This is a genomic window from Oceanicaulis sp. UBA6590 (assembly GCF_002433705.1).
Lineage (GTDB): Bacteria > Pseudomonadota > Alphaproteobacteria > Caulobacterales > Maricaulaceae > Oceanicaulis.
Map to the genome: position 1 here is coordinate 51,205 of NZ_DJIQ01000006.1, position 20,137 is coordinate 71,341.

Sequence of the window (20,137 nt, forward strand, 5' to 3'; positions counted from 1 at the left end):
CGATGAAACGCATTCTTACCTCGATTGCGGCCGTCTCGCTGATCGCCGGTGCGGCGTCGGCTCCGGCCTTCGCACAAGCCGACCGCGAACCGGTCTCTTCCATTTCCCAACTGCTCGAGCGCGTCCGTGAAGACAGCCGCGACGCGCAGGCGGAGAACCAGCGTCGCCTGCAGGAGTTCCGCTCCGAGCGCGACCGTCAGGCCGCCCTGCTGAGCCAGGCCCGCAACGAACTGGCGTCCCTCGAGGCCCAGTCCGCGCGTCTGCAGGAGCAGTTCGACGCCAACGACCAGCAGATCGCCGAGCTCGACGCTCAGCTGCGTGAAGCACAGGGCGCCTTCGGCGAACTGTTCGGCGCCGCCCGTCAGGCGGCCGGCGAATTCGGCTCCACCATCGAAGCGTCCCTGGTGTCCGCCCAGTATCCGGGCCGCGCCGAGCCGCTGCAGGATCTGGCGCAGAGCCGCACCCTGCCGGAACGCTACGAGCTGGACTCCATCTGGCAGACCGTTCTCAACGAGATGCGCGGCCAGGCTGAAGTCACCACCTTCAACACCCGCGTGCTGGGCCTGAACGAAGGTCAGCCGGTGGCCGTGACCCGCGTGGGTCCGTTCATCGCCATGGCTGATGACGGCGGCCCGGTCTACGTGCAGTGGACCTCCGACGAGAACAACGCTGCGGCGGGTTATCGTCTGGCCAACCTGGAGCGTCAGCCCCCGGCCCGTCTGCTGAGCGCGGCGTCCAACCTGATCAATGCCGAGCCGGGCGAAATCGTCTCCGGTCCGGTCGACCCGTCCCGTGGCGCGCTGCTGCGCATCTATCGTGACGTGCCGAGCCTGTCCGAGCGCTTCGAGCAAGGCGGCATCGTCGCCAAGATCATCGCCGTCCTGCTGATCTTCTCCGCCGTGTTCGGTCTGTTCCGTCTGGTGAGCCTGCTGCTGACCAACTCGGCGATCAACGCCCAGAAGCGTCGTTCGACCGCGTCGAACTCCAACCCGCTGGGCCGCATCATGCTGGCGTACGAAGAGGTCAAGGACCGTCCGACCGAAACCATCGAGCTGAAGATCGACGAAGCCATCCTTCGCGAGACTCCGAAGCTCGAATTCGGCCTGAACTTCATCAAGCTGGCGGCTGCCGTGGCTCCGCTGCTCGGCCTGCTCGGCACCGTGACCGGCATGATCCGGACCTTCACCCAGATCACCCTCTTCGGCACCGGCGATCCCCGCATCATGGCGGGCGGCATCTCCGAGGCCCTGGTGACCACGGTGTCCGGTCTGATCGCGGCGATCCCGCTCCTGTTCATCCACTCGTTCGCCGCCAGCTTCGCTCGTGGCGCACAGCAGACCCTGGAAGAACAAGCTGCTGGCATCATCGCCCGTCACGCCGAAGAGAAATCCGCAGGTTAAGGAAACAGACCTATGGATATTTCAGGCGCCCTCACAGGTCTCCAGGAGTTCCTGGAACGCGGTGGTCCGATCCTGACCTGGATCATGGCCCTGACCTTCGTGATGTGGGCGTTTATCCTGGAACGTCTGGCGTATTTCGGTTTCGCTCATAAGGGCGCAGCCGATCGGGCAAGACAGGAATGGGGCGCGCGCAGCGATCACCATTCCTGGCACGCCCACGCCATCCGGGATCAGCTCATTAGCGAAGTTAAGGCCAAGGCCGACCAGAATGTGGAACTGATCAAGACGCTTGTCGCGGTCGCTCCCCTCTTTGGTCTGCTGGGCACAGTGACCGGGATGGTCTCGGTGTTCGACGTCATGTCGATCTCCGGCTCATCCGATGCTCGCGCCATGTCGGCGGGGGTGGCTCGCGCCACCATCCCGACCATGGCGGGCATGGTCGCTTCCTTGTCCGGACTGCTTTTCTCCAACCAGATCGAGCGCATGGCCAAACAGAAGGTCCATGAACTCGCAGACGAGCTGGAGGTGGACTAGGCCATGCGTAGACGTTCAAAACGCGGAAACGATCAGGCCGACATCGACATGACGCCGATGTTGGACATCGTCTTCATCCTACTCATCTTCTTCATCGTCACCGCCACATTCCTGCAGGAGCAGGGCGTCGACATGCGCCCGCCGCCTCCTTCGGATACGCCGCCTTCTGAAAGCAATCCTGTGATCCTGGTCCAGGTGAACGACCGCAATCAGGTCTTCGTCAACCAGGAACCCACCAGTGAATTGCGGGTTCTGGCGGCTGTGTCCCGGATTCGGGCTGAACAGCCTGACTCCGCAGTGCTGATCGAAGTCGCTGACGAAGCTCGTCACGGCACGATCGTGCTGATCTGGGATGAGATGAAGGCGAACAGCATTCCCGTTTCAATCACTCGCGCCGAAGGCGGCGAGGGATAACGGATCGGGAGAGGAGACAAGCTATGGCTCGCCGACAAAGCCGCGTGCTGGGAGATGATGAAGAGGTCCAGCTGGACATGACGCCGATGCTCGATGTCGTGTTCATCCTGCTCATCTTCTTCATCGTGACAGCCGTGTTCGTTAAAGAGCCGGGGATCGAAGTCGAACGTCCTGAAACCCAACTTCAGGAACGCGAGAAGCCGACCCTGCTCGTGGCCGTATCGGCCAATGACGAAATCTACGTGGATGGGGACGTTTACGAGCTCGCGCAGCTTCGTAACGTGTTCGAACAGCTCCGGGAGGAGAACCCCCGCGCCGAAGCCATGATCCAGGGTGATCTTGGCGCGCCGGCCGGTACGGTTCTCGATATCCAGGAACTGCTCATGGACATGGATATCCCCGTCAAAATCTCAACCGAGGAAGGATAGGAGGACGCGATGGCTAGCTTAATCCGTCTTCTCGTCGGCGTGCCGATCGCCGCCGTGATCACCTTCCTGCTCTTCATGCTGATGCAGCGTCTGATCCTGACCGAAGAGGTCCAGATCGAAGAGGCTGGTGACGAGCTGCGCATTTCCATTTCCGAGGAAGTGGAAGATCTGCAGGTCCGTCAGCGCGAAGTGACGATGGATGACGTGAACGACGTCGAACCTCCGCCCCCGCCGCCTCAGATCGAGCGTCAGGTGGCCGAGGCTCCGTCCGAGGACATGAACACCATCGCCGGTGAAATCCCGGAATTCGACGCTCCGGACCTGGGCAGCGGCGACGTCAGCTTTGACGTGTCCGACCGTGACGCCCAGCCGATGGTCCGCATTCCGCCGCAATACCCGCCCCGGGCGGCCGAGCGCGGCACGGAAGGGTACTGCCTGATGCAGTTCGACGTGACCCCGGACGGGACGCCGACGAACATCATCGCGCTGGATTGCTCCAGCTCGCTGTTCGAACGCTCCTCCGTACGGGCCGTGGAACGCTGGCGGTACGAGCCGAAGATCCAGAACGGCAATGCTGTGTGGCGTCGCGGCGTGCAGACGCGCCTCGACTACCAGCTGGCTGACTAAGCAGTGCGGCGCACCAAACTCCTCAGCGAGGGCGGTGCGCCGACACCGGGAGAGAGACAATGACTCTGAACGAGACTTTCAACCCCGCCAGCTTGGTCCGGTCACTGGGCGTCGTCGCCATAGCCGGCCTTCTGGCCTTTGCGATCGCTGCGCCTTCCGAGGCGCAACGCCGTCGTAACAATGACGATGAAGAACAGGTTGAAGGCCGGGTGCTGACGGCTGCTGTGGGCGAGCAGGTGCTTGCCGCGCAGGAGTGTCAGGACGCGGACGACAATGCCTGTGTTCTTCGCATCATGAACGAGCTCGCGGCGCGGGACGGACTCAGCCCGTATGAACGGTTTGTGGTTCTCCAGCTCCGGGCTCGGGCATACTTTCAGGAGGACCGCCTGGATCTGGCGATCCGTGACTTCGAGGCGGCGCTGAACACCGGCGCCACCACCACGGATGAAACCATTTCCATCCGGACGGCTCTGGGCCAGCTCTATCTGGTGCAGGAACAGACCGACCAGGCGATCCGTCAGTTCGAACTGGCCATCCAGGCCGGCGCGGAACTGACCCCGAGCTTCGCCAAGACGGTGGCTCAGGCGTATCTGCAGGCCGAGCGTCTGCGGGACGGGGTTCGCTATGCGGAAATCTTCTACAACAACACCCCGGACAAGACGGAGCAGGACTTCAACCTGATGTTCTACTTCTACCAGCAACTCGATCGCACCAGCGATCAGCTGCGGGTCATCCGGGAATACCTCTCCGCCTATCCGGGCGCCCGTCAGGGCTGGCAGAACCTGGTTGCGCTCTACGCGCAGCAGGATGACGCGACCAATGCGTTTGAAGCCAACAAGCTCATGTATCTGAACGGCCTGTTCCGGGAAGAGAACGAGCTGATCCGCCTGGTGCAGTACTACAGCTATTTCGAGAACCCGTATCGCGGCGCCTCCATTCTGGAGCGTGAGATGAATGCGGGCCGGATCGAGTCCAATCAGCGCAATCTCGAACTCCTGGCCAATATGTGGCGTCAGGCGTCCGAGTTTGAGCGGGCCATTCCGGTGCTCGAGCGTCTGTCCCAACTGCAGGGCAATGGCGAAACCGCACTGCGTCTGGCTGAGGCGAACTTCTCGCTGAACAATTTCGCAGCGGCGGAATCCGCCTTCGAGACGGCCATCGATCGCGGCGGTCTCAGCGATACCGGCAAGGCCTGGGAGCTTCTGGGCACCGCCCGGTTCCGTCAGGGCAACCGCCAGGGGGCGCTGGCCGCCTTCCGTGAAGGCGCGCGCTATCCCAGCACCCGGTCCAGCTCCAATGGCTGGATCCGCTGGATCACCGCCCAGATCGAAGGTGAAGAGCGTCGCCGGGTCCAGCAGGAGCAGATCGTCATCGACGAATGCCGCCTGACCCTGGATGCGGAACGTCGCCAGATCGTCCTGACCGGTTCTGTGGATGATGAAGGCCGCGTGCGGTTTGAATCGATCCCGGAACGCTGCGAGCCGTACTACAATGTCTACGGCGAACAGATCCGTGAAGCGGGCATGACTGACGAGGAAGCGGCTGCGGCCCAGGCCCAGCGTGAAGCTGACGCCGCGGCGGCTGAAGGCTAATCGCTTCTGCAACCGACTGGAAAACCCCGGCGTACCGCGCCGGGGTTTTTCTTTGCGTCAAACCGGACTCGCCTGAGACGATGGTCGAACATCGCGTCACGCTTTGAGCGGGAAAAGGCCCGGTTTTCGCCGCATTCACATTACAGCCTCGCAAGGTTCGCGGGGAACAGAGCCTCAGGCCGCCCCGCATCATTCGGGGAGTTCGCCATGACCGCCTTGCCTCTCACGTCCTCACCATCCCTGCCGTCCCGTCAGCAGGCCGTTTCGGCCGCTGCACGATGGATCACGGCCGCCAGTCTGGCGGTCATCATCACCTTCGCCCTGTTCGTGCTCATGAAGGTGCTGATCCATGTGGAGCTGATCCGATTGCCGGAACCGCCGGACCGCGAGACCTTCACGATTTCAGAGGTTGTGGTCCCGCTGCCCGTCACTCGAACCGAACGTCCGGTGCTGGAGGCGGTCGAGCCTCTGCCGGCCCCGCCCGTGATCGAAAGAACCGCCGCTGAGCGTCCGGGAGAGGACGGGATGACCTATGCCTCCGCGCCGGTCATGGCGGAGCCTGTGATCGAGGCGGAGCTGGGAAGCGTGGCGCTGGCGCCGACGCCGCTCTCCATCCGCGTGCCGCCTGTCTATCCCGGACGTGAGCTCGAGCGCGGCGTCACGGGGCGATGCACCATTCGCTATGACATTCTGGCCTCTGGCGCGACCGTGAACCTTCAGGTCGTCGCGTGCGACAGCACCGGCTTCGCCCGGGCGAGCCTCGCCGCGGTCGAGCGCTGGCGTCATGAAACAGTCGGCGCCGCGGCGCCTGACCAGATCGTCAATCGCGGCGTGGAGACGACCCTGGTGTTCAATCTCGAAGAGGGGTGACCCGCTTGTCACCCTCACAGCCCTGATAAAAAAAAACGGCGCGGGAGAGGCTCCCGCGCCGTTTCCTGTCGTCGATGGGGCCGAGCCTAGTGCTCGCCGCCCTCATGGCTCTCAGAGCTTTCAGAGGCGGTCTCAGCCGCTTCTTCATCGGCCAGACCCACGGTCATCAGGGCGAAGGCGTATTCCTCGGCGGTTTCACGCAGGGCGTCGAACCGGCCCGACGCGCCGCCATGGCCTGCGCCCATATTGGTGCGCAGAAGCGTCAGCCCGTCATCGGTGCGGCGGGTGCGCAGACGCGCGGCCCATTTCGCCGGCTCCCAATAGGTCACGCGCGGGTCGGTCAGACCGGCGGTGGCCAGAACGTGCGGGTAATCCTGCGCGCTCACCTGATCGTAGGGGCTGTAGGAGGCGATATAGTCATACGCCGCCTCATCGGTGATCGGGTTGCCCCATTCGGGCCATTCCGGCGGGGTCAGCGGCAGGGTGTCGTCGCTCATCGTGGTCAGGACGTCCACGAAGGGCACCGCGCCAATGGCCCCGGCGAACAGTTCGGGCGCCTGGTTGATGGTTGCGCCGACCAGCAGGCCGCCGGCGGAGCCGCCCATCGCCACCATCTGGCCTTCGGAGGTATAGCCTTCCTCGATCAGGGCGCGGCCGGAATCCACGAAGTCATTGAAGGTATTGATCTTGTGGTCGAGCTTGCCGTCCAGATACCATTGATAGCCCTTGGCCATGCCGCCGCGGATATGGGCGATGGCGTAGACCATGCCGCGATCCACCAGCGACAGGCGCGAGACCGAGAAGCTGGCCGGGATGGTGATGCCGTAGGAGCCATAGCCATAGAGCAGCAGCGGCGCGGTTCCGTCGATCGGAGTGTCGCGGTGATACAGGATCGTGACCGGCACGCTGGCGCCGTCACGGGCGGTCGCCATGATGCGGCGCACGACATAGTCGTCCGCATTATGGCCGGAGGGCACTTCCTGTTCCTTGATCAGGGTGCGCTCGCGCGTGCCCATGTCATAGTCATAGGTCTGTTCCGGGGTGGACGGGCTCTCATAGGAGAAGCGCATCTGGTCGGTGGCGTATTCATAGCCGCCATCCATGCCCAGAGCGTATGCCTCCTCGTCAAAGGCGATCTCGTGCTCCTCGCCCGAGCGCAGGTCGCGCACGACGATGCGGGGCAGGGCGTTGGCGCGTTCGGAGCGGACCAGCCAGTTCTCGAAACCCATCAAGCCGTTCACCAGAACGCCCGGACGGTGCTCGATCAGCGGGGTCCAGTTCTCGCGACGCGGATCCTCGAGCGGGGCTTCCATGATCTGGAAGTCCACGGCGTCATCAAGATTGGTGCGCACGAACAGGCGGCCGCCCGCTTCGGTCAGCGAGTACTCCACGCCCGGCTCGCGCTCGGCGATCAGGATCGGCTCGGCGTTCGGGTCATTGGCGTCAAAGACGCGCATTTCGCTGGTGGTGTGGTCGTTGGCCGAGAGCACGATCCAGCGATCGCCATCGGTCTTGCCCACGCCCAGGAAGTAACCGGGGTCGGTTTCCTCGTAGATCAGCTCGGCGTCATCGGAGTTGATGTTCTGGCGATAGACGCGGCGCGGCCGGTTGTTCTCGTCGCGCCAGACCCAGTAGATGGTCTCGCTGTCATTGCCCCAGACGATGGAGCCATAGCCCTCATCGGTCAGGGTGGCGATATCCTCGCCGGTCTCGAGATCGCGGATCTTCACGGCGTAGAATTCAGAGCCCGCCGTATCCACGGCATAGGCCAGATAGCGGTGGTTGGGCGAGTGCTGAACCGCGCCCAGGCCGAAATAGTCGATGCCTTCCGCTTCGGCGTCGCCATCAAAGATGATGACTTCCTCGCCCGCCATCTCGCCGTTCTCGCCCGTGGCGCGGCGCACGAAGACCGGATACTGGCCGCCTTCGCGATAGCGCGAGGAGTAATACCAGTCGCCGTCCCGGGAGGCGGGGGATTCATCGTCTTCCTTGATGCGGCCGCGGATCTCTTCATAGATGCGGGTCTCAAGGCCGGAGAGCGGCTCCATCACCTCATTGTAATAGGCGTTTTCCGCCTCGAGATGCTCGCGGATATCCTGGCGCAGCACGGACGGATCGCGCATGACTTCCTGCCAGTTGGCGTCACGCAGCCAGCTGAATTCGTCGGTGCGGGTGCGTCCCAGCTGTTCGATCTCCTCCGGGCGCTGCTCGGGCGTGGGCGCCTCAAGGGTCTGCGCGCGGGCAATGAGATCCTGGGCGGAGGTGTCGGTCATCGTCTGTTCCGTAGTGGTGGCGGCGCTGTCAGAGGCCGGCTGACTGCACGCGGCGAGGGCGATAAGCGCCGCCCCGGCGAGCAAGGCGGCTTTCGAGCCGTATCGAGATAAGGTCATGATGAATATTCACCAGACGCAGCACTGCGTCTGACTCCCCAGAAAGATTGAGGATGCAGTGTTTCTCGCGGCTGCAGCGCTGTCCAGAGCCTCAGGCGGTTCTAACCAAAAAGAAACTCAGGCGCTTCGGCGCAAGGTCAGTATCGGCGTCGTCAGCGACACGAAGATCAGCACCAGCAGCAAGCCGGTCATGGGGATCAGCGAAGACAGGCGCGGACCGATCTCATGGACCACATGGCCCATGACGAAGGCGCCCAGGGGCATGCCGCCGAACAGGCCGAGCTGATACACGCTCATCACCCGCGCGATCATGCGCGGCGGCGCGTTTTCCTGCACCACGGCGCGCGAGAGCGAGATGGCGACGCCGCCGCCCAGCCCCCAGCTGAAGACGAGCCCGAACAGGGCGTAAAGCGGCATGGGGAAGGCCAGCAGGCCCATGGTGATGACCGTCGCCATCTGGGCCAGCATCAGCGCGCGGCCCGGCCGCTCGACCTCTCCGGCGCGCGCCAGCAGCACATTGGCGATGAAGGCGCCGATCCAGAACGCCACCAGCAAGAGGGCGAGCATGCCATAGCCGCCGTCATAGACATCGCGCACCAGCACCGGGATGATGACGAAGAAGCCGCCGCCCACCACCAGAAGCCCGAGCGCCAGCATGATCAGGGTCATGGGCGCCAGGATGGTAGAGCGCAGCACTTCCAGCACGCCGGTTCTCAGGCTCGTCCACAGGCTTTCCCCGCCCGTGTTCTGGCGCGGCAGGCGCGGCATCAGCAGCGCGGCGGCGCCGCCGATCGCCAGTCCAGTGGCCTGGACGGCGAAGAGGGGCGCCGGGCCCAGACGACCGGCCAGCACCCCGGCGCCCATGCCCAGGATCTGGGCGGCGAACTGGACGAGGGAGGCGAGAATGACGGCCCGTTGCAGGGTGAATCCGGGGCGGCCCAGGCGTTGGGCGACCCGTGTGACCGCGTTCACCGCGCTGTCGCGTGCGGGCATCACGAAGGCCCCCGCCACGCCGACCAGCAGGGCGTAGACAATCATCGCGCCATAGCTCAGCAGATTCCGGAACAGCATCAGCGACAGAACCGCCGCGCACAGACAGGCCAGCGCGTGGAAGCCGCCCATCACCCAGCGGCGGTCGAGCCGCTCGGCGACGACCCCCGCCAGCGGCAGCAGGAACAGCATGGGGGCGGTGAGGGCGGCCTGGGCGATTCCCAGCCGGTCCGGACTTTCATTCAGCGTGTAGTTGATCACGCCGGGAAACAGCGTGGTCTGCAGGCCGAAGCTGAAGAACCAGCCCGACACCGCGATCATGTAGACGGCGAATGGCGGTAAACGCCTGATGCGGCGCAATTTGCGTAGACGTTTCAGCGCCACGATCCGTCCTGTCCCCTGCCGTCGGTCGAAGCCTGTTTGTGAATCGACACACTGAACTCTAGCAAGCCAAATACGGGCATAACAAGCTTGATAAGGACTTAAGCACCGAGCCGGGCGTCTCTTTCCGCACCGGCTTCCGTCTCGACGCTTCCTTAACGCCCTTGCGGGCACTCTGACGGCTCATGCAGGAAATGAAGTCGACCATGGCCGAAGATCTCAGCCCCGCACCGCCTCGTCCCGCTCCTCCCAAGGCGCGCGACCTTCTGACCCGCAGGCTTGCGGACATTGTCTGCCTGCCGTCCAGCCAGATCGCCCCGCAGGAGCGGTGGATGGTGGCCGATGTGCTGGATGAATTGCTGCGCGCGGCGGATGTGGACTTGCGCGCCAAGGTCGCCCGGCGACTGGCGCAGCAGCACGAGGCGCCGCGCGGCCTGTTGCGACGGCTCGCCCATGACCGGTTTGAAGTGGCCGAACCCTTGCTGCGCCATTCCCAGGCCCTGTCAGACTTTGACATGATGGATATCGCCCAGTCCGGCACGCCCCGGCACAAGCTGGAGATCGCCCGGCGCGAACAGGTGTCCGAGACCGTCGCCGCCGCCCTGTGCTCCAGCGCGGATCTTGAAGTCATGACGGTCCTGCTGCGCAATCCCGGCGTCCGCTTCGCCAGCGCGACCATGGATGTGATCGTGCGCGTCGCCGCAGAGCATGAGAGCATTGCCCGCCTGCTGATCTCGCGGCCGGAAATGCGTCCGGCCCAGGCGCTGGCCCTGTTCTGGTCGGTCTCGCACGAATTGCGGCGGATGATTCTCGACCGGTTCGCCGCCTCCCGTCAGATCCTGCAGGACGCCGCCGAGGACGTCTTTCCGCTGGCCGCGCGGGAGGAGACGCCGGACGCCGCCGTGCGGGAGGCGCTGGCCTATATCGATCGTCGCCAGCGCGACCGCAAAGCGGCCGACGTCACCCCCTTCGGTTCGCTGGAGGGGCTGGTGGAGCGCGCCGCGCAAATCGGGTTCACCGAGGAATTGCGCGCGGAGGCCGCGGTGCTGGCCAATGTGCAGCGCGATCTTCTCAACCGCATGATTGATGATTTCGGCGGCGAGCCGCTGGCGATTCTCGCCAAGGCCACCGGATTGTCGCGTCAGCACCTGACCAGCATGATCGAAGGCTCGGGACGCATGGACGCCTTCAATCGCGCCGAACAGGCGGTGCTGGTCTTTGACACCATGAGCGTGGACAAGGCGCAAACCGTGCTGCGCTACTGGAACTGGGTCATCGCCCGCGCCGCCCGCGCGGGCTGAAACAGCCTTCGCGCGCGCAACAAGTCTTGAACCTCCAGGTCTGTGCGTCTAGCTGTCGCACCATGATGGAAGTTCTTTCTCTCGCGCTTGCGAACCTGACCTCGCCGGCCGTTCTGTTTTTCGCCCTGGGCGTTCTTGCCGGGGTGGTGCGGTCTGATCTCAACATTCCCCAGGCGGTGGCCAAGGGGCTGGCGCTCTATCTGATGCTGGCCATCGGCTTCAAGGGCGGGGTGGAAGTCTCCAAGGCGGGGCTGACCGCGGAGCTGCTGCTGGCGGCAGGCTCGGGCGTGCTGCTGAGCTTCTCCATGCCGCTGCTCGCCTATGCGCTCCTGCGCGCTTTCACCAAGCTGGACCGCACCACGGCGGCGGCGAGCGCGGCGCACTACGGCTCGATCTCGGTCGTGACCTTCGTGGCGGGCTCGGAATTCCTGCAGCTTTCGGGCCTTGTCTACTCGGGCCATATGGTCGCCGTTCTGGCGCTGATGGAGACCCCGGCCATCTTGACCGGCCTGCTTCTGGCGGGCGCCTCGAGCAAGGGGCCGGATCCGTCCGCCCGCGGCGAGCTGATCCGCGAAGTGGCGCTGAACGGGTCCGTGGTCCTGATGATGGGCGCATTCGTGATCGGCTGCATTACGGGCGAGCCGGGGATGGCCCGTCTGGAACCCTTCGTGGTCGATCTGTTCCAGGGCATCCTGTGCCTGTTCCTTCTGGACATGGGCCTTGTGGCGGCGCGGCGTCTGTCGGGCGCGCGCAAGCTTGGCGTGCCCGGCGCGCTGTTCGGCGTGATCATGCCGCCCATCGGCGCCACGGCGGCGCTCGGCCTGGCCCTGCTCGCCGGCATGGGCGCCGGAGATGCGGCGGCGCTGATGATCCTGGGCGCTTCGGCCAGTTACATCGCGGTGCCCGCGGCCATGCGCATCGCCCTGCCGGAGGCGGATCCGTCGGTCTATCTGACCCTGTCCCTGGCCATTACCTTCCCGTTCAACCTGGCGATCGGCATCCCGCTGTACACAGCGGTGGCCCGCGCCATCATCGGAGGCTGACCCATGGCGCGCACCGTTCGCAAGAAACTCATCGCCATTGTCGAGACGCCCCATCTCAAGCGGTTGATCGATCTGTTCCGCCAGTGCGGCGTGACCGGCTTCACCGTGCTTGAAGGACGCGAGGGCAGCGGCCTGGGCGGGGACTGGACCCGCGAGGACGTGCTGGACGCCACCGAAATGAAGGTGGTGCTCTCGGTGATGAAGCCGGAGACCGCCGAGAAGGTGTTCGAACTCGCAGAGCCCTTCTTCGCGCGCTATCCGGGCATCATCTACGCTCATGACGTCGAGGTCGTTCGCGGCGAACGCTTCTGAAGAAACTCCAGCGTTAATGTCCGGTTTCACTGGAAAACGCTGTTCGGGGTGGTCTAGAACGCCCCAGCAACGCCGCCCCGTGTGCGGCGCAAAGGGAGGGTGATCGGTGGCCTCAAGGCTGTTCTACGGCGTCTTGCTCGCACTCGTTCTGGCCGTGCTCTGGCTGCTCTTGTCGGGGTATTGGTTCAAACCGCTTCTGGTGGGCTTCGGCGTGTTCGCCGTCATCGTCGCGCTCGTGGCGACGGCCCGGATGGGGCTTCTGGATGGTGAATCCGTCCCCTTCGCCCGCTTGCCGCAATACCTCAAATACTGGGGCTGGCTGGGCGCCGAGATCTTCAAGGCCAATATCGCCGTGGTGCGCATCGCCATGGCGCCCGATCTCAACATCAAGCCGGTCATGACGCGCGTCGCGGTCACCGCGAAATCCGACATGGCGCGCACCACCTACGCCAACTCCATCACCCTGACGCCGGGCACCGTGACGGTCGAGGTGGAGGAGACGGGCTTTCTGGTGCACGCGCTGACCGAGGAGTTCGCCGACCAGGACGCCTTCCGCGACATGGAGCGTCGCTCCATCGAGGCGGTCGAGGGCAAAAAAGCGCTCGAGAAGCCGCGGGGAGAGGCCTGATCATGATCACACCCATTCTCGATTTCGGCATCGCCATTGTCCTGGCCGTGTCCATGGTGCTGATGATCAGCCGCCTGTTCATCGGCCCGACGCTCTATGACCGCGTGCTCGCGGTGAACTCCTTCGGCACCAAGACGGTGCTGTTCCTGGCGGTGTTCTCGCTAATGGTGGGCCGGGGCGACGGCCTCGACATTGCGCTCCTGTATGCGCTGATCAACTTCATCGCCACCATCGCGATCCTGAAATTCTTCCGCTATCGCTCGCTGGATGTGGCCCTGTCGCAAATGGCCCTGCGCCGCGCCCTCGACGGGGAGGATGACGACTGATGGATTACGGATTCTGGATAGACCTCGCTCTCGACATCGTCTCGGCGGGCTTTGTGATCACCGGCGCGGTGTTCGTGCTGGCGGGGGCGATCGGCGTCATTCGCCTGCCCGATTTCTACACGCGCATGCATGCGGCTGGCGTGACGGACACGCTGGGCGCGGAAATGATCGTCATCGGCCTGATGATCCAGGGCGGGCTGTCCCTGATCACGGTGAAGCTGGCGCTGCTGGGCGTCTTCGTCTTTCTGACGAGCCCCACCGCCACCCACGCCGTGGCGAACGCCGCCTACAAGTCGGGCCTGAAGCCGCTTCTGACCCGCTATCGCCCTCATGCCGGTTCTGACGATGGAGGGGCGGCATGAGCGCGTCTGACATCACCCAGTATTTCGACTACATCTTCATGGCGATGCTGCTGTGCATCGGCATCGCGGTCATCCGCCTGCGCAATCTCTTCGCCGTGGTGATGCTGACCGGCGCCTATTCGCTGATTTCCGCCGCCTGGTTCGTCTCGCTCGACGCCGTCGATGTGGGCTTCACCGAAGCGGCGGTGGGCGCGGGCATCTCCACGGTGCTGCTTCTGGGCGCGATGCTGCTGACCTCGCGTGAGGCCGACAAGACCTCGCTGACCCGTCACGCCGCGGCGGCGGTGGTGACCATCGCGGCGGGCGTGGCGCTGTTCTATGCGCTCGGCGACATGCCGATCTACGGCGACGCCGCCAGCGCCGCCAATACGGGCGTCGGCATGGAGTATGTCGACCTGACCGCCGAGCAGATTCACATCCCCAACGTCGTCACCGCGGTGCTGGCCAGCTATCGGGGCTTTGACACCATGGGCGAGGTCTTCGTGGTCTTCGCCGCCGGTCTGGGCGTCGCCCTGCTGATCGGTCTGGGCGGCTCCAAGCGCAAGGAGGACTAGGTCATGATGTCCCCTCACGTCATCCTGCGGGTCGTGTCCAAGGTCCTGATCCCGCTCATCATCGTGTACGGGTTCTACGTGCACTTCCATGGCGAGTATTCGCCGGGCGGCGGCTTCCAGGCCGGCGTCGTGCTGGCCTCGGCCATCATCCTGTACGCGCTGATCTTCGGCCTGGACGAGGCCCGCAAGGTCTTCCCGCCCTATTGGGCGCGCGTGGGCATGGCGCTGGGCGGCTTCATCTACGCCAGCGTCGGCTTCGTCTCCCTGATGATGGGCGGCAAGTTCCTGGAATACGCCGTCCTGCATCCGGATGTCTCCCACGGGACCGGCCAGCATATCGGCATCATCGCCGTGGAGATCGGGGTTCTGACCACCGTGACCTGCGTGATGATCGCGATCTTCTACGCCTTCGCCGGCCGGACCCCTGAAATTTCTGACGAGGACTGGTAGGCCATGGTTGAGGTGCTTGCAGAACGGTTCAACTACGCGGTCATCATCATTCTCATGATGGTCGGCCTTTATGCGGTGATCGCGACGGGCAATCTCGTCAAGCGACTGGTGGGCCTGTCTATTTTCCAGACCTCGGTCTTCCTGCTCTATATCAGCATGAGCAAGGTCTTCGGCGGCGCGCCGCCCATCTTCGATTACAAGGAGATGGCGTATGACAAGCTTGATCCCAACGCGATCTACTCCAACCCGCTGCCCCATGTGCTGATCCTGACCGCCATTGTGGTCGGCGTGGCGACCCTGTCTGTCGGGTTGGCGCTGGTGGTCCGCATCCGTGAAGCCTACGGCTCGATCGAAGACGATACGCTGGCCGAGGCCGATTATTCCCTGGAACTGGAAAAGGGCGTTTAAGCCGTGACGGTTGGTCAATTCCTCCCGGCCGCGCTCGCGGCCCATGCCCCGGTCTTGCTGGTGGCGATCCCGCTCATCCTGTCGGCCCCGGCCGCAGCCCTGAAATCCGGCCGGACGGCCTGGGGGCTGGCGATGGCCGGCTCCGTGGCGGCGTTCCTGTTCGCGATTGAACTCTTCCTCGCTACACGCGGCGACGCGCCCGGCATCAGCTATGCGCTGGGCAATTGGGAGCCGCCGGTGGGCATCGAGTTCCGCGTGGACGGACTCAACGCCGCCCTGTTGCTGCTGCTGACCGCCAGCGCCGTGCTGGCCCTGCTGTTCGCACTGCCCAGCGTCGAGGACGAGATCGACAAGGACAAGCGCTCGCTCTTCTATTCCGCCTTTCTGGTGGTCTTCGCCGGCCTTGCGGGCGTGGCGACCACGGGCGACGCGTTCAACCTCTTCGTCTTCCTCGAGATTTCATCCATTCCCACCTATGCGCTGATCGCCATGGGGGCGGGGCAGGACCGTCGCGCGCTGACAAGCTCGTTCAACTATCTCGTCATGGGCACGATCGGGGCGACCTTCTTCGTCATCGGCGTGGGCTTCCTCTACATGGCGACCGGCACGCTCAACATGGCCGACCTCGCCGCGCGCCTGTCCGAGCTGCATGGCAACCGGGTTGTGGAGATCGGCTTCGCCTTCATCCTGGTTGGCCTGGGCCTCAAGGCCGCGCTGTTTCCGCTGCATCTGTGGCTGCCGGGCGCCTACGCCTATGCCCCGAGCTTTGTGACCACCTTCCTGGCCGCCACGGCCACCAAGGTGGCGTTCTACGGGATCATCCGCTTCAGCTTTGACGTGTTCTCGGTCGAGAACGGCTTTGTGCTGAACAGCTTCACCTATGTGATCACGCCGCTCGCGATTGCGGGCATGATCATCGCCTCGGCTCAGGCCCTGTTCCAGAGCGATGTGCGTCGCCTCCTGGCGTATTCGTCGGTGGCGCAGGTGGGCTACATGATGCTCGGCCTGGGCATCGGCACACAGGCCGGTGTCGCGGCGGGCGTACTGCACCTGATCAATCACGCCATGATGAAGGGCGCCCTGTTCATGGCGCTGGGCGCGTTCGCGATCAGCTATGGCGTGCGCCGGATCGAGAACTTCAAGGGGCTGGGCCAGGCCCTGCCGGTCACCTCGGCCGCCTTCACTCTGGGCGCGCTGTCGCTGATCGGCGTGCCGTTCACGGTGGGCTTCGTGTCGAAATTCTATCTCATTCAGGCGGCGCTCCAGAAAGGCTGGGCCTTCGCGGTGGTCGCCATCCTGATCAGCTCGGTGCTGGCGGTGTTCTATTGCTACCGCGTGCTGGTCAATCTGTGGGTCGCCCCGCGACCGGACGGCGCCAGCCGCTCGGTGCAGCGCGTGCCCTACATGATCCTGGGCCCGCTTCTGGTCCTCGCCCTGATGAACCTGGTGTTCGGCGTCTATGCCGAGCCGATCGTGAACATGGCTGAGACGGCCGCCGCCGCAGCCTTCAACGCCGGAGTCGCGCCGTGAGCTGGACCCCTGAACTGGCCCTCGCGCTCGCCCTGATCCTGCCGCTCATTGGCGGCGCCGGGGTGCTGGCGCTGGGCGCCAAGCCCAATCTTCGCGAAGCCGTCACCCTCATCACCGCCATCGCGCTGGCGATCGTGGTGGCCTATCTGGTGGAAGCCTCCTCGGGGCGGCCCGAGCTGGTGCTGGCCACCCTGGCGCCGGGGCTGGAGCTGAAATTCAAGCTCGAGCCCTTAGGGGCCATGTTCGCCATGGTGGCGAGCGGTCTGTGGATTATCAACTCGCTGTATTCCATCGCCTATATGCGCGGAAACAACGAGAAGGATCAGACCCGCTTCTATTTCTGCTTCACGATCTCCATCGCCGCGGCGATGGGCATCGCGCTGTCCGGAAATCTGCTGACCCTGTTCTTCTTCTATGAAGCGCTGTCTCTGGCGACCTATCCGCTGGTGGCGCACAAGGGCGACGCCAAGGCCAAGCGCGGCGCCTCGATCTATCTGGGCATTCTTCTGGCGACCTCCATCGGCCTGTTCCTGCCGGGCGTGTTCGCAGTCTACGCGCTGACCGGCACCACCGACTTCACGGTCGGCGGCGTCATGTCGGGCGTCGGCCCGGTTGCGGGGTCTGTCCTTTTGGTGCTGTTCGCCTTCGGGATCGGCAAGGCGGCCCTGATGCCGGTGCATCCCTGGCTGCCCAACGCCATGGTCGCGCCCACGCCTGTCTCGGCCCTCCTGCACGCCGTGGCGGTTGTGAAGGCGGGGGTGTTCTCGATCCTGAAGGTCGTGGTCTACATCTTCGGCGCAGATTACATGCAGACCCTGCCGGCTGCGGATGTGCTGGCCTGGGTGGCGGGCGGCTCCATCGTGCTCGCCTCGGTCTTCGCCTTCACCAAGGACAATCTCAAGGCCCGGCTCGCCTATTCCACCGTCTCCCAGCTGAGCTACATCACGCTGGGCGCCATGGTGGCGAGCCCGCTGGCGCTTCTGGGCGCCGCGCTTCAGATCGTCATGCATGCCTATGGCAAGATCACCCTCTTCATGACGGCGGGCGGCATCTATACCGGCGCCAAGAAGTCCGAGATCTCCCAGCTCAATGGCCTTGGCCATTACATGCCGGTGACGTTCGCCGCCTTCCTGATCGGCGCCCTGTCGATCATTGGCGTGCCGCCCTTTGGCGGGGTCTGGCCGAAAGTCTTCCTGATGGAGGGCGCGGCGTCCGGCGGGCAGCCCTGGCTGATCGTCATGCTGATCGGCTCGACCCTGCTGAATATCGGCTATCTCCTGCCCATCGTGATCCGCGGCTTCTTCAAGCCCAAGCCTGAACCGAGCCCGATGCGGCCCGGCCAGCCGCCGGCGCTCGCCTGGATCGCACCGCTGATCACGGCTCTGGGCACGGTGGCGCTGTTCTTCGCCATCGGTCCGCTGATCGACTTCCTGTCGCCTGTCTTCACCACGGAGATGACGCCATGACCGCGCCCCGTGACTCCAAAGCCGGCATGCATCCGCTGGCGCGTCCGCTCAGCGGGCTGAGCAGCCCGCGCGCGGGCCTGATCGCCCTCATTGTGATCGCCGTTCTGGTGGTCGGAGGCTTTGCGCTGGAAACCGTGCTGTCTGATGGTGGCCTGTCCAAATACCCCGAAGTCTATGGCGCCTATGAGCTGCTGCCGCTGGCGGCCGCGGCGGTCGCCATCCTGCTCGGCTGGGGGCTGGTCTGGCTGATCAGCCGTCCGGGCGATTTCTATTCCCGCGCTGCGGGCGATGTGACGGAGGGCCAGGATGACTGACGCCGTGTCCATTCTGAACGGCGTTTCGCCGGCCTGGTTCCTGATCGCCGCGGGCCTTCTGGCCTGGGCGTCGCCGCGCTCTGAACTGCGCAAGGCGCTGATGATGCTGGGCCCGATCGGGGCGCTGGCGGCCTGGTTCGCCACCGGTGAAACCGGCGTCTATGGCGTGCTCGATCTGGGGCCCGTGGTGCTGGAGACCTTCCGTCTCGACGGCCTGTCGCGGGTCTGGGCTCTGGTCTTCATCCTCATCAGCTTCATCAACGCGGTCTACGCCCTGCATGAGCGCAACCGCATGACCGACGGCGCCGCGCTGATCTATGCCGGCTCCGCGGTCGGCGCGGTGTTCGCGGGCGACATGCTGACCCTGTTCTTCTTCTGGGAGCTGACGGCGCTCGCTTCAGCGCCGCTGATCTTTGCGGTCGGCACGCCCGAAGCCCAACGCGCAGGCCTGCGCTATCTGGCGATCCAGGTTCTCTCCGGCGTCATGCTGCTGGGCGGGGCGGCCATGTGGGCCAGCCAGACCGGCTCCTGGGCGTTCGACGCCATCGGGACGGGCAGCTGGGCCGGGATCATCCTCATGCTCGCCTTCGGCCTGAAAGCGGGCTTCCCGCTCTTGCACATGTGGATCCCGGACGCCTATCCCAAGGCGACGGGCGTGGGCTCGGTCGTCCTGTCCGCCTTCACCACCAAGCTCGCCATCTATGCGCTGGCGCGGGGCTTTGCGGGCGAGGATGCGCTGATCGTCATCGGCCTCGTCATGGCGATCTTCCCGGTCTTCTACGTCATCACCTCCAATGATCTGCGCCAGACCCTGGCCTATGCGCTGATCAACCAGCTGGGCTTCATGGTCGTCGCCATTGGCGTCGGCGGGCATCTGGGGGTCAATGGCGCGGCGGCGAACGCCTTCGCCGGCGTGATCTACATGGCGCTGATGTTCATGGTGCTGGGCGCGGTGCTGCTGCGCACGGGCACAGTGAAGGCCACCGAGCTCGGCGGGCTGTACAAGTCCATGCCGATCACCACGCTCTTCGCCATCATCGGCGCCCTGTCGGTGATGGGCGCGCCCCTGTTCTCAGGGTTCGTCGCGAAGACGCTGATCCTGTCCGCGGCGCATCACGAGCATCATGATCTCGCCTATACGCTGCTGGTCTATGCGTCTGCCGGCGTGATGGAGATCAGTGCGCTGAAAGTCGTCTGGTTCGCCTTCTTCGGCAAGGACCGCGGCCTCCGCGTGAAGGAAGCGCCCCAGACCATGCATCTGGGAATGGCGCTCGCCGCCTTCCTGTGCGTCTTCCTCGGGGTGAACTATCCCGCGCTCTACGGCATCCTGCCGTTTGATATGGACTACAAGCCCTACAAGCTCGCGAGCGTTTACGGGCAGAGCCAGCTGCTGCTGGGGACCATGCTCGTCTTCGGGCTGGCGCTGTACTTCAAGCTGTTCCCGCTGAAATCCGATCGCACCATCCTGGATGCGGACTGGCTCTATCGCCGCTTTGGCGACGCCAGCGCGCGTTGGGGCGCGGCCATGGGGCAGCTCCTGTTTGACGCCATCGGCAAGGTTCTGGGCGCGTTCATCAGCTTTGTCCGGCTGCGGCTGTTCAACCTGTTCAGCCCGGCGGGCGCGCTGTCCAAGGAATTTCCTTCCGGCATGATGGCCCTGTGGACGGCGATCATGCTCGCAGGCGTGGTTCTGGTAGCATACTTTTCCCCCGTCTAGGGCATTGAACGCGCTCAGCGTCAATTAGCCTAATAAGGGAATTCACGCGCGCGCAATAGGAATGTTATCCTCAGCCTTCATCGCGATCCTATACTTTGTC

General features: G+C 64.5%; 22 protein-coding genes. 20 read left to right on the plus strand and 2 right to left on the minus strand.

Annotated features, from left to right (window positions below):
• Nucleotides 1-2: 2 nt before the first annotated feature.
• The 7 genes from B2Z70_RS01450 (at nucleotide 3) to B2Z70_RS01480 (ending at nucleotide 5,865) form a co-directional block, all read left to right on the plus strand.
• Nucleotides 3-1,400: a MotA/TolQ/ExbB proton channel family protein gene (locus tag B2Z70_RS01450; RefSeq protein WP_009803308.1), complete on the plus strand. Its 1,398-nt coding sequence runs from the start codon at nucleotides 3-5 to the stop codon at nucleotides 1,398-1,400.
• Nucleotides 1,401-1,412: 12 nt separating this feature from the next.
• Entirely contained in the window at nucleotides 1,413-1,934 is a 522-nt protein-coding gene (locus B2Z70_RS01455) for a MotA/TolQ/ExbB proton channel family protein (protein WP_009803309.1), read from the plus strand.
• Between the two features lie 3 nt (nucleotides 1,935-1,937).
• Nucleotides 1,938-2,348, plus strand: a complete 411-nt coding sequence (locus B2Z70_RS01460; RefSeq protein ID WP_009803310.1) for an ExbD/TolR family protein — start codon at nucleotides 1,938-1,940, stop codon at nucleotides 2,346-2,348.
• Nucleotides 2,349-2,371: 23 nt separating this feature from the next.
• Nucleotides 2,372-2,776: an ExbD/TolR family protein gene (locus B2Z70_RS01465; RefSeq protein ID WP_009803311.1), complete on the plus strand. Its 405-nt coding sequence runs from the start codon at nucleotides 2,372-2,374 to the stop codon at nucleotides 2,774-2,776.
• 9 nt (nucleotides 2,777-2,785) lie between these two features.
• Entirely contained in the window at nucleotides 2,786-3,403 is a 618-nt protein-coding gene (locus B2Z70_RS01470; protein WP_009803312.1) for an energy transducer TonB, read from the plus strand.
• A gap of 59 nt (nucleotides 3,404-3,462) precedes the next feature.
• Nucleotides 3,463-4,995 (plus strand): tetratricopeptide repeat protein, encoded by a 1,533-nt coding sequence (locus tag B2Z70_RS01475; RefSeq protein WP_292980177.1) that lies wholly within the window; start codon nucleotides 3,463-3,465, stop codon nucleotides 4,993-4,995.
• A gap of 207 nt (nucleotides 4,996-5,202) precedes the next feature.
• Entirely contained in the window at nucleotides 5,203-5,865 is a 663-nt protein-coding gene (locus B2Z70_RS01480) for an energy transducer TonB (RefSeq protein ID WP_009803314.1), read from the plus strand.
• An 86-nt stretch (nucleotides 5,866-5,951) separates the two neighbouring features.
• Here B2Z70_RS01480 and B2Z70_RS01485 read toward each other — a convergent pair whose 3' ends face one another.
• Nucleotides 5,952-8,255, minus strand: a complete 2,304-nt coding sequence (locus B2Z70_RS01485; protein WP_292980180.1) for a S9 family peptidase — start codon at nucleotides 8,253-8,255, stop codon at nucleotides 5,952-5,954.
• Nucleotides 8,256-8,372: 117 nt separating this feature from the next.
• On the minus strand, nucleotides 8,373-9,629 hold the full coding sequence (locus tag B2Z70_RS01490; RefSeq protein WP_292980182.1) for an MFS transporter: 1,257 nt from the start codon (nucleotides 9,627-9,629) through the stop codon (nucleotides 8,373-8,375).
• Nucleotides 9,630-9,832: 203 nt separating this feature from the next.
• Between B2Z70_RS01490 and B2Z70_RS01495 the strand changes: the two genes are divergently transcribed.
• The 13 genes from B2Z70_RS01495 to B2Z70_RS01555 all read left to right on the plus strand — a co-directional run bounded on the left by B2Z70_RS01495 (nucleotide 9,833) and on the right by B2Z70_RS01555 (nucleotide 20,037).
• Nucleotides 9,833-10,927 (plus strand): DUF2336 domain-containing protein, encoded by a 1,095-nt coding sequence (locus B2Z70_RS01495; protein ID WP_292980184.1) that lies wholly within the window; start codon nucleotides 9,833-9,835, stop codon nucleotides 10,925-10,927.
• Between the two features lie 62 nt (nucleotides 10,928-10,989).
• The gene (locus B2Z70_RS01500) at nucleotides 10,990-11,970 is read left to right on the plus strand and encodes a sodium-dependent bicarbonate transport family permease (protein WP_009803318.1); all 981 of its coding nucleotides are present in this window, start codon (nucleotides 10,990-10,992) and stop codon (nucleotides 11,968-11,970) included.
• Nucleotides 11,971-11,973: 3 nt separating this feature from the next.
• Nucleotides 11,974-12,282 (plus strand): DUF190 domain-containing protein, encoded by a 309-nt coding sequence (locus tag B2Z70_RS01505; RefSeq protein ID WP_009803319.1) that lies wholly within the window; start codon nucleotides 11,974-11,976, stop codon nucleotides 12,280-12,282.
• Between the two features lie 106 nt (nucleotides 12,283-12,388).
• The gene (locus B2Z70_RS01510; RefSeq protein WP_009803320.1) at nucleotides 12,389-12,910 is read left to right on the plus strand and encodes a Na+/H+ antiporter subunit E; all 522 of its coding nucleotides are present in this window, start codon (nucleotides 12,389-12,391) and stop codon (nucleotides 12,908-12,910) included.
• A gap of 2 nt (nucleotides 12,911-12,912) precedes the next feature.
• Nucleotides 12,913-13,236 (plus strand): MrpF/PhaF family protein, encoded by a 324-nt coding sequence (locus tag B2Z70_RS01515; RefSeq protein WP_009803321.1) that lies wholly within the window; start codon nucleotides 12,913-12,915, stop codon nucleotides 13,234-13,236.
• Entirely contained in the window at nucleotides 13,236-13,598 is a 363-nt protein-coding gene (gene mnhG / locus B2Z70_RS01520) for a monovalent cation/H(+) antiporter subunit G (protein WP_009803322.1), read from the plus strand. The genes B2Z70_RS01515 and mnhG overlap by 1 nt, the downstream gene beginning before the upstream one ends.
• On the plus strand, nucleotides 13,595-14,152 hold the full coding sequence (locus B2Z70_RS01525; protein ID WP_292980189.1) for a DUF4040 domain-containing protein: 558 nt from the start codon (nucleotides 13,595-13,597) through the stop codon (nucleotides 14,150-14,152). Before mnhG ends, B2Z70_RS01525 begins: the two co-directional genes overlap by 4 nt.
• Nucleotides 14,153-14,155: 3 nt before the next feature.
• Nucleotides 14,156-14,602: a Na(+)/H(+) antiporter subunit B gene (locus B2Z70_RS01530; RefSeq protein WP_009803324.1), complete on the plus strand. Its 447-nt coding sequence runs from the start codon at nucleotides 14,156-14,158 to the stop codon at nucleotides 14,600-14,602.
• A 3-nt stretch (nucleotides 14,603-14,605) separates the two neighbouring features.
• Nucleotides 14,606-15,010, plus strand: a complete 405-nt coding sequence (locus B2Z70_RS01535) for a cation:proton antiporter subunit C (RefSeq protein WP_009803325.1) — start codon at nucleotides 14,606-14,608, stop codon at nucleotides 15,008-15,010.
• 3 nt (nucleotides 15,011-15,013) lie between these two features.
• Nucleotides 15,014-16,540, plus strand: a complete 1,527-nt coding sequence (locus B2Z70_RS01540; RefSeq protein WP_009803326.1) for a monovalent cation/H+ antiporter subunit D family protein — start codon at nucleotides 15,014-15,016, stop codon at nucleotides 16,538-16,540.
• Nucleotides 16,537-18,006: a proton-conducting transporter transmembrane domain-containing protein gene (locus tag B2Z70_RS01545; RefSeq protein WP_009803327.1), complete on the plus strand. Its 1,470-nt coding sequence runs from the start codon at nucleotides 16,537-16,539 to the stop codon at nucleotides 18,004-18,006. Before B2Z70_RS01540 ends, B2Z70_RS01545 begins: the two co-directional genes overlap by 4 nt.
• The gene (locus tag B2Z70_RS01550) at nucleotides 18,003-18,320 is read left to right on the plus strand and encodes a hypothetical protein (RefSeq protein ID WP_009803328.1); all 318 of its coding nucleotides are present in this window, start codon (nucleotides 18,003-18,005) and stop codon (nucleotides 18,318-18,320) included. The genes B2Z70_RS01545 and B2Z70_RS01550 overlap by 4 nt, the downstream gene beginning before the upstream one ends.
• Nucleotides 18,313-20,037, plus strand: a complete 1,725-nt coding sequence (locus B2Z70_RS01555; RefSeq protein WP_292980194.1) for a Na(+)/H(+) antiporter subunit D — start codon at nucleotides 18,313-18,315, stop codon at nucleotides 20,035-20,037. The genes B2Z70_RS01550 and B2Z70_RS01555 overlap by 8 nt, the downstream gene beginning before the upstream one ends.
• The last annotated feature ends 100 nt before the right edge of the window (nucleotides 20,038-20,137 follow it).

Coding starts and splice junctions, on each gene's coding strand:
- B2Z70_RS01465 (WP_009803311.1), top strand. CDS start 2,372: ATGGCTCGCCGACAAAGCCGCGTGCTGGGAGATGATGAAGAGGTCCAG.
- B2Z70_RS01495 (WP_292980184.1), top strand. CDS start 9,833: ATGGCCGAAGATCTCAGCCCCGCACCGCCTCGTCCCGCTCCTCCCAAG.
- B2Z70_RS01500 (WP_009803318.1), top strand. CDS start 10,990: ATGATGGAAGTTCTTTCTCTCGCGCTTGCGAACCTGACCTCGCCGGCC.
- B2Z70_RS01555 (WP_292980194.1), top strand. CDS start 18,313: ATGACTGACGCCGTGTCCATTCTGAACGGCGTTTCGCCGGCCTGGTTC.
- B2Z70_RS01535 (WP_009803325.1), top strand. CDS start 14,606: ATGGTTGAGGTGCTTGCAGAACGGTTCAACTACGCGGTCATCATCATT.
- B2Z70_RS01550 (WP_009803328.1), top strand. CDS start 18,003: ATGACCGCGCCCCGTGACTCCAAAGCCGGCATGCATCCGCTGGCGCGT.
- B2Z70_RS01455 (WP_009803309.1), top strand. CDS start 1,413: ATGGATATTTCAGGCGCCCTCACAGGTCTCCAGGAGTTCCTGGAACGC.
- B2Z70_RS01480 (WP_009803314.1), top strand. CDS start 5,203: ATGACCGCCTTGCCTCTCACGTCCTCACCATCCCTGCCGTCCCGTCAG.
- B2Z70_RS01475 (WP_292980177.1), top strand. CDS start 3,463: ATGACTCTGAACGAGACTTTCAACCCCGCCAGCTTGGTCCGGTCACTG.
- mnhG (WP_009803322.1), top strand. CDS start 13,236: ATGGATTACGGATTCTGGATAGACCTCGCTCTCGACATCGTCTCGGCG.
- B2Z70_RS01470 (WP_009803312.1), top strand. CDS start 2,786: ATGGCTAGCTTAATCCGTCTTCTCGTCGGCGTGCCGATCGCCGCCGTG.
- B2Z70_RS01530 (WP_009803324.1), top strand. CDS start 14,156: ATGATGTCCCCTCACGTCATCCTGCGGGTCGTGTCCAAGGTCCTGATC.
- B2Z70_RS01485 (WP_292980180.1), bottom strand. CDS start 8,255: ATGACCTTATCTCGATACGGCTCGAAAGCCGCCTTGCTCGCCGGGGCG.
- B2Z70_RS01515 (WP_009803321.1), top strand. CDS start 12,913: ATGATCACACCCATTCTCGATTTCGGCATCGCCATTGTCCTGGCCGTG.
- B2Z70_RS01505 (WP_009803319.1), top strand. CDS start 11,974: ATGGCGCGCACCGTTCGCAAGAAACTCATCGCCATTGTCGAGACGCCC.
- B2Z70_RS01460 (WP_009803310.1), top strand. CDS start 1,938: ATGCGTAGACGTTCAAAACGCGGAAACGATCAGGCCGACATCGACATG.
- B2Z70_RS01450 (WP_009803308.1), top strand. CDS start 3: ATGAAACGCATTCTTACCTCGATTGCGGCCGTCTCGCTGATCGCCGGT.
- B2Z70_RS01525 (WP_292980189.1), top strand. CDS start 13,595: ATGAGCGCGTCTGACATCACCCAGTATTTCGACTACATCTTCATGGCG.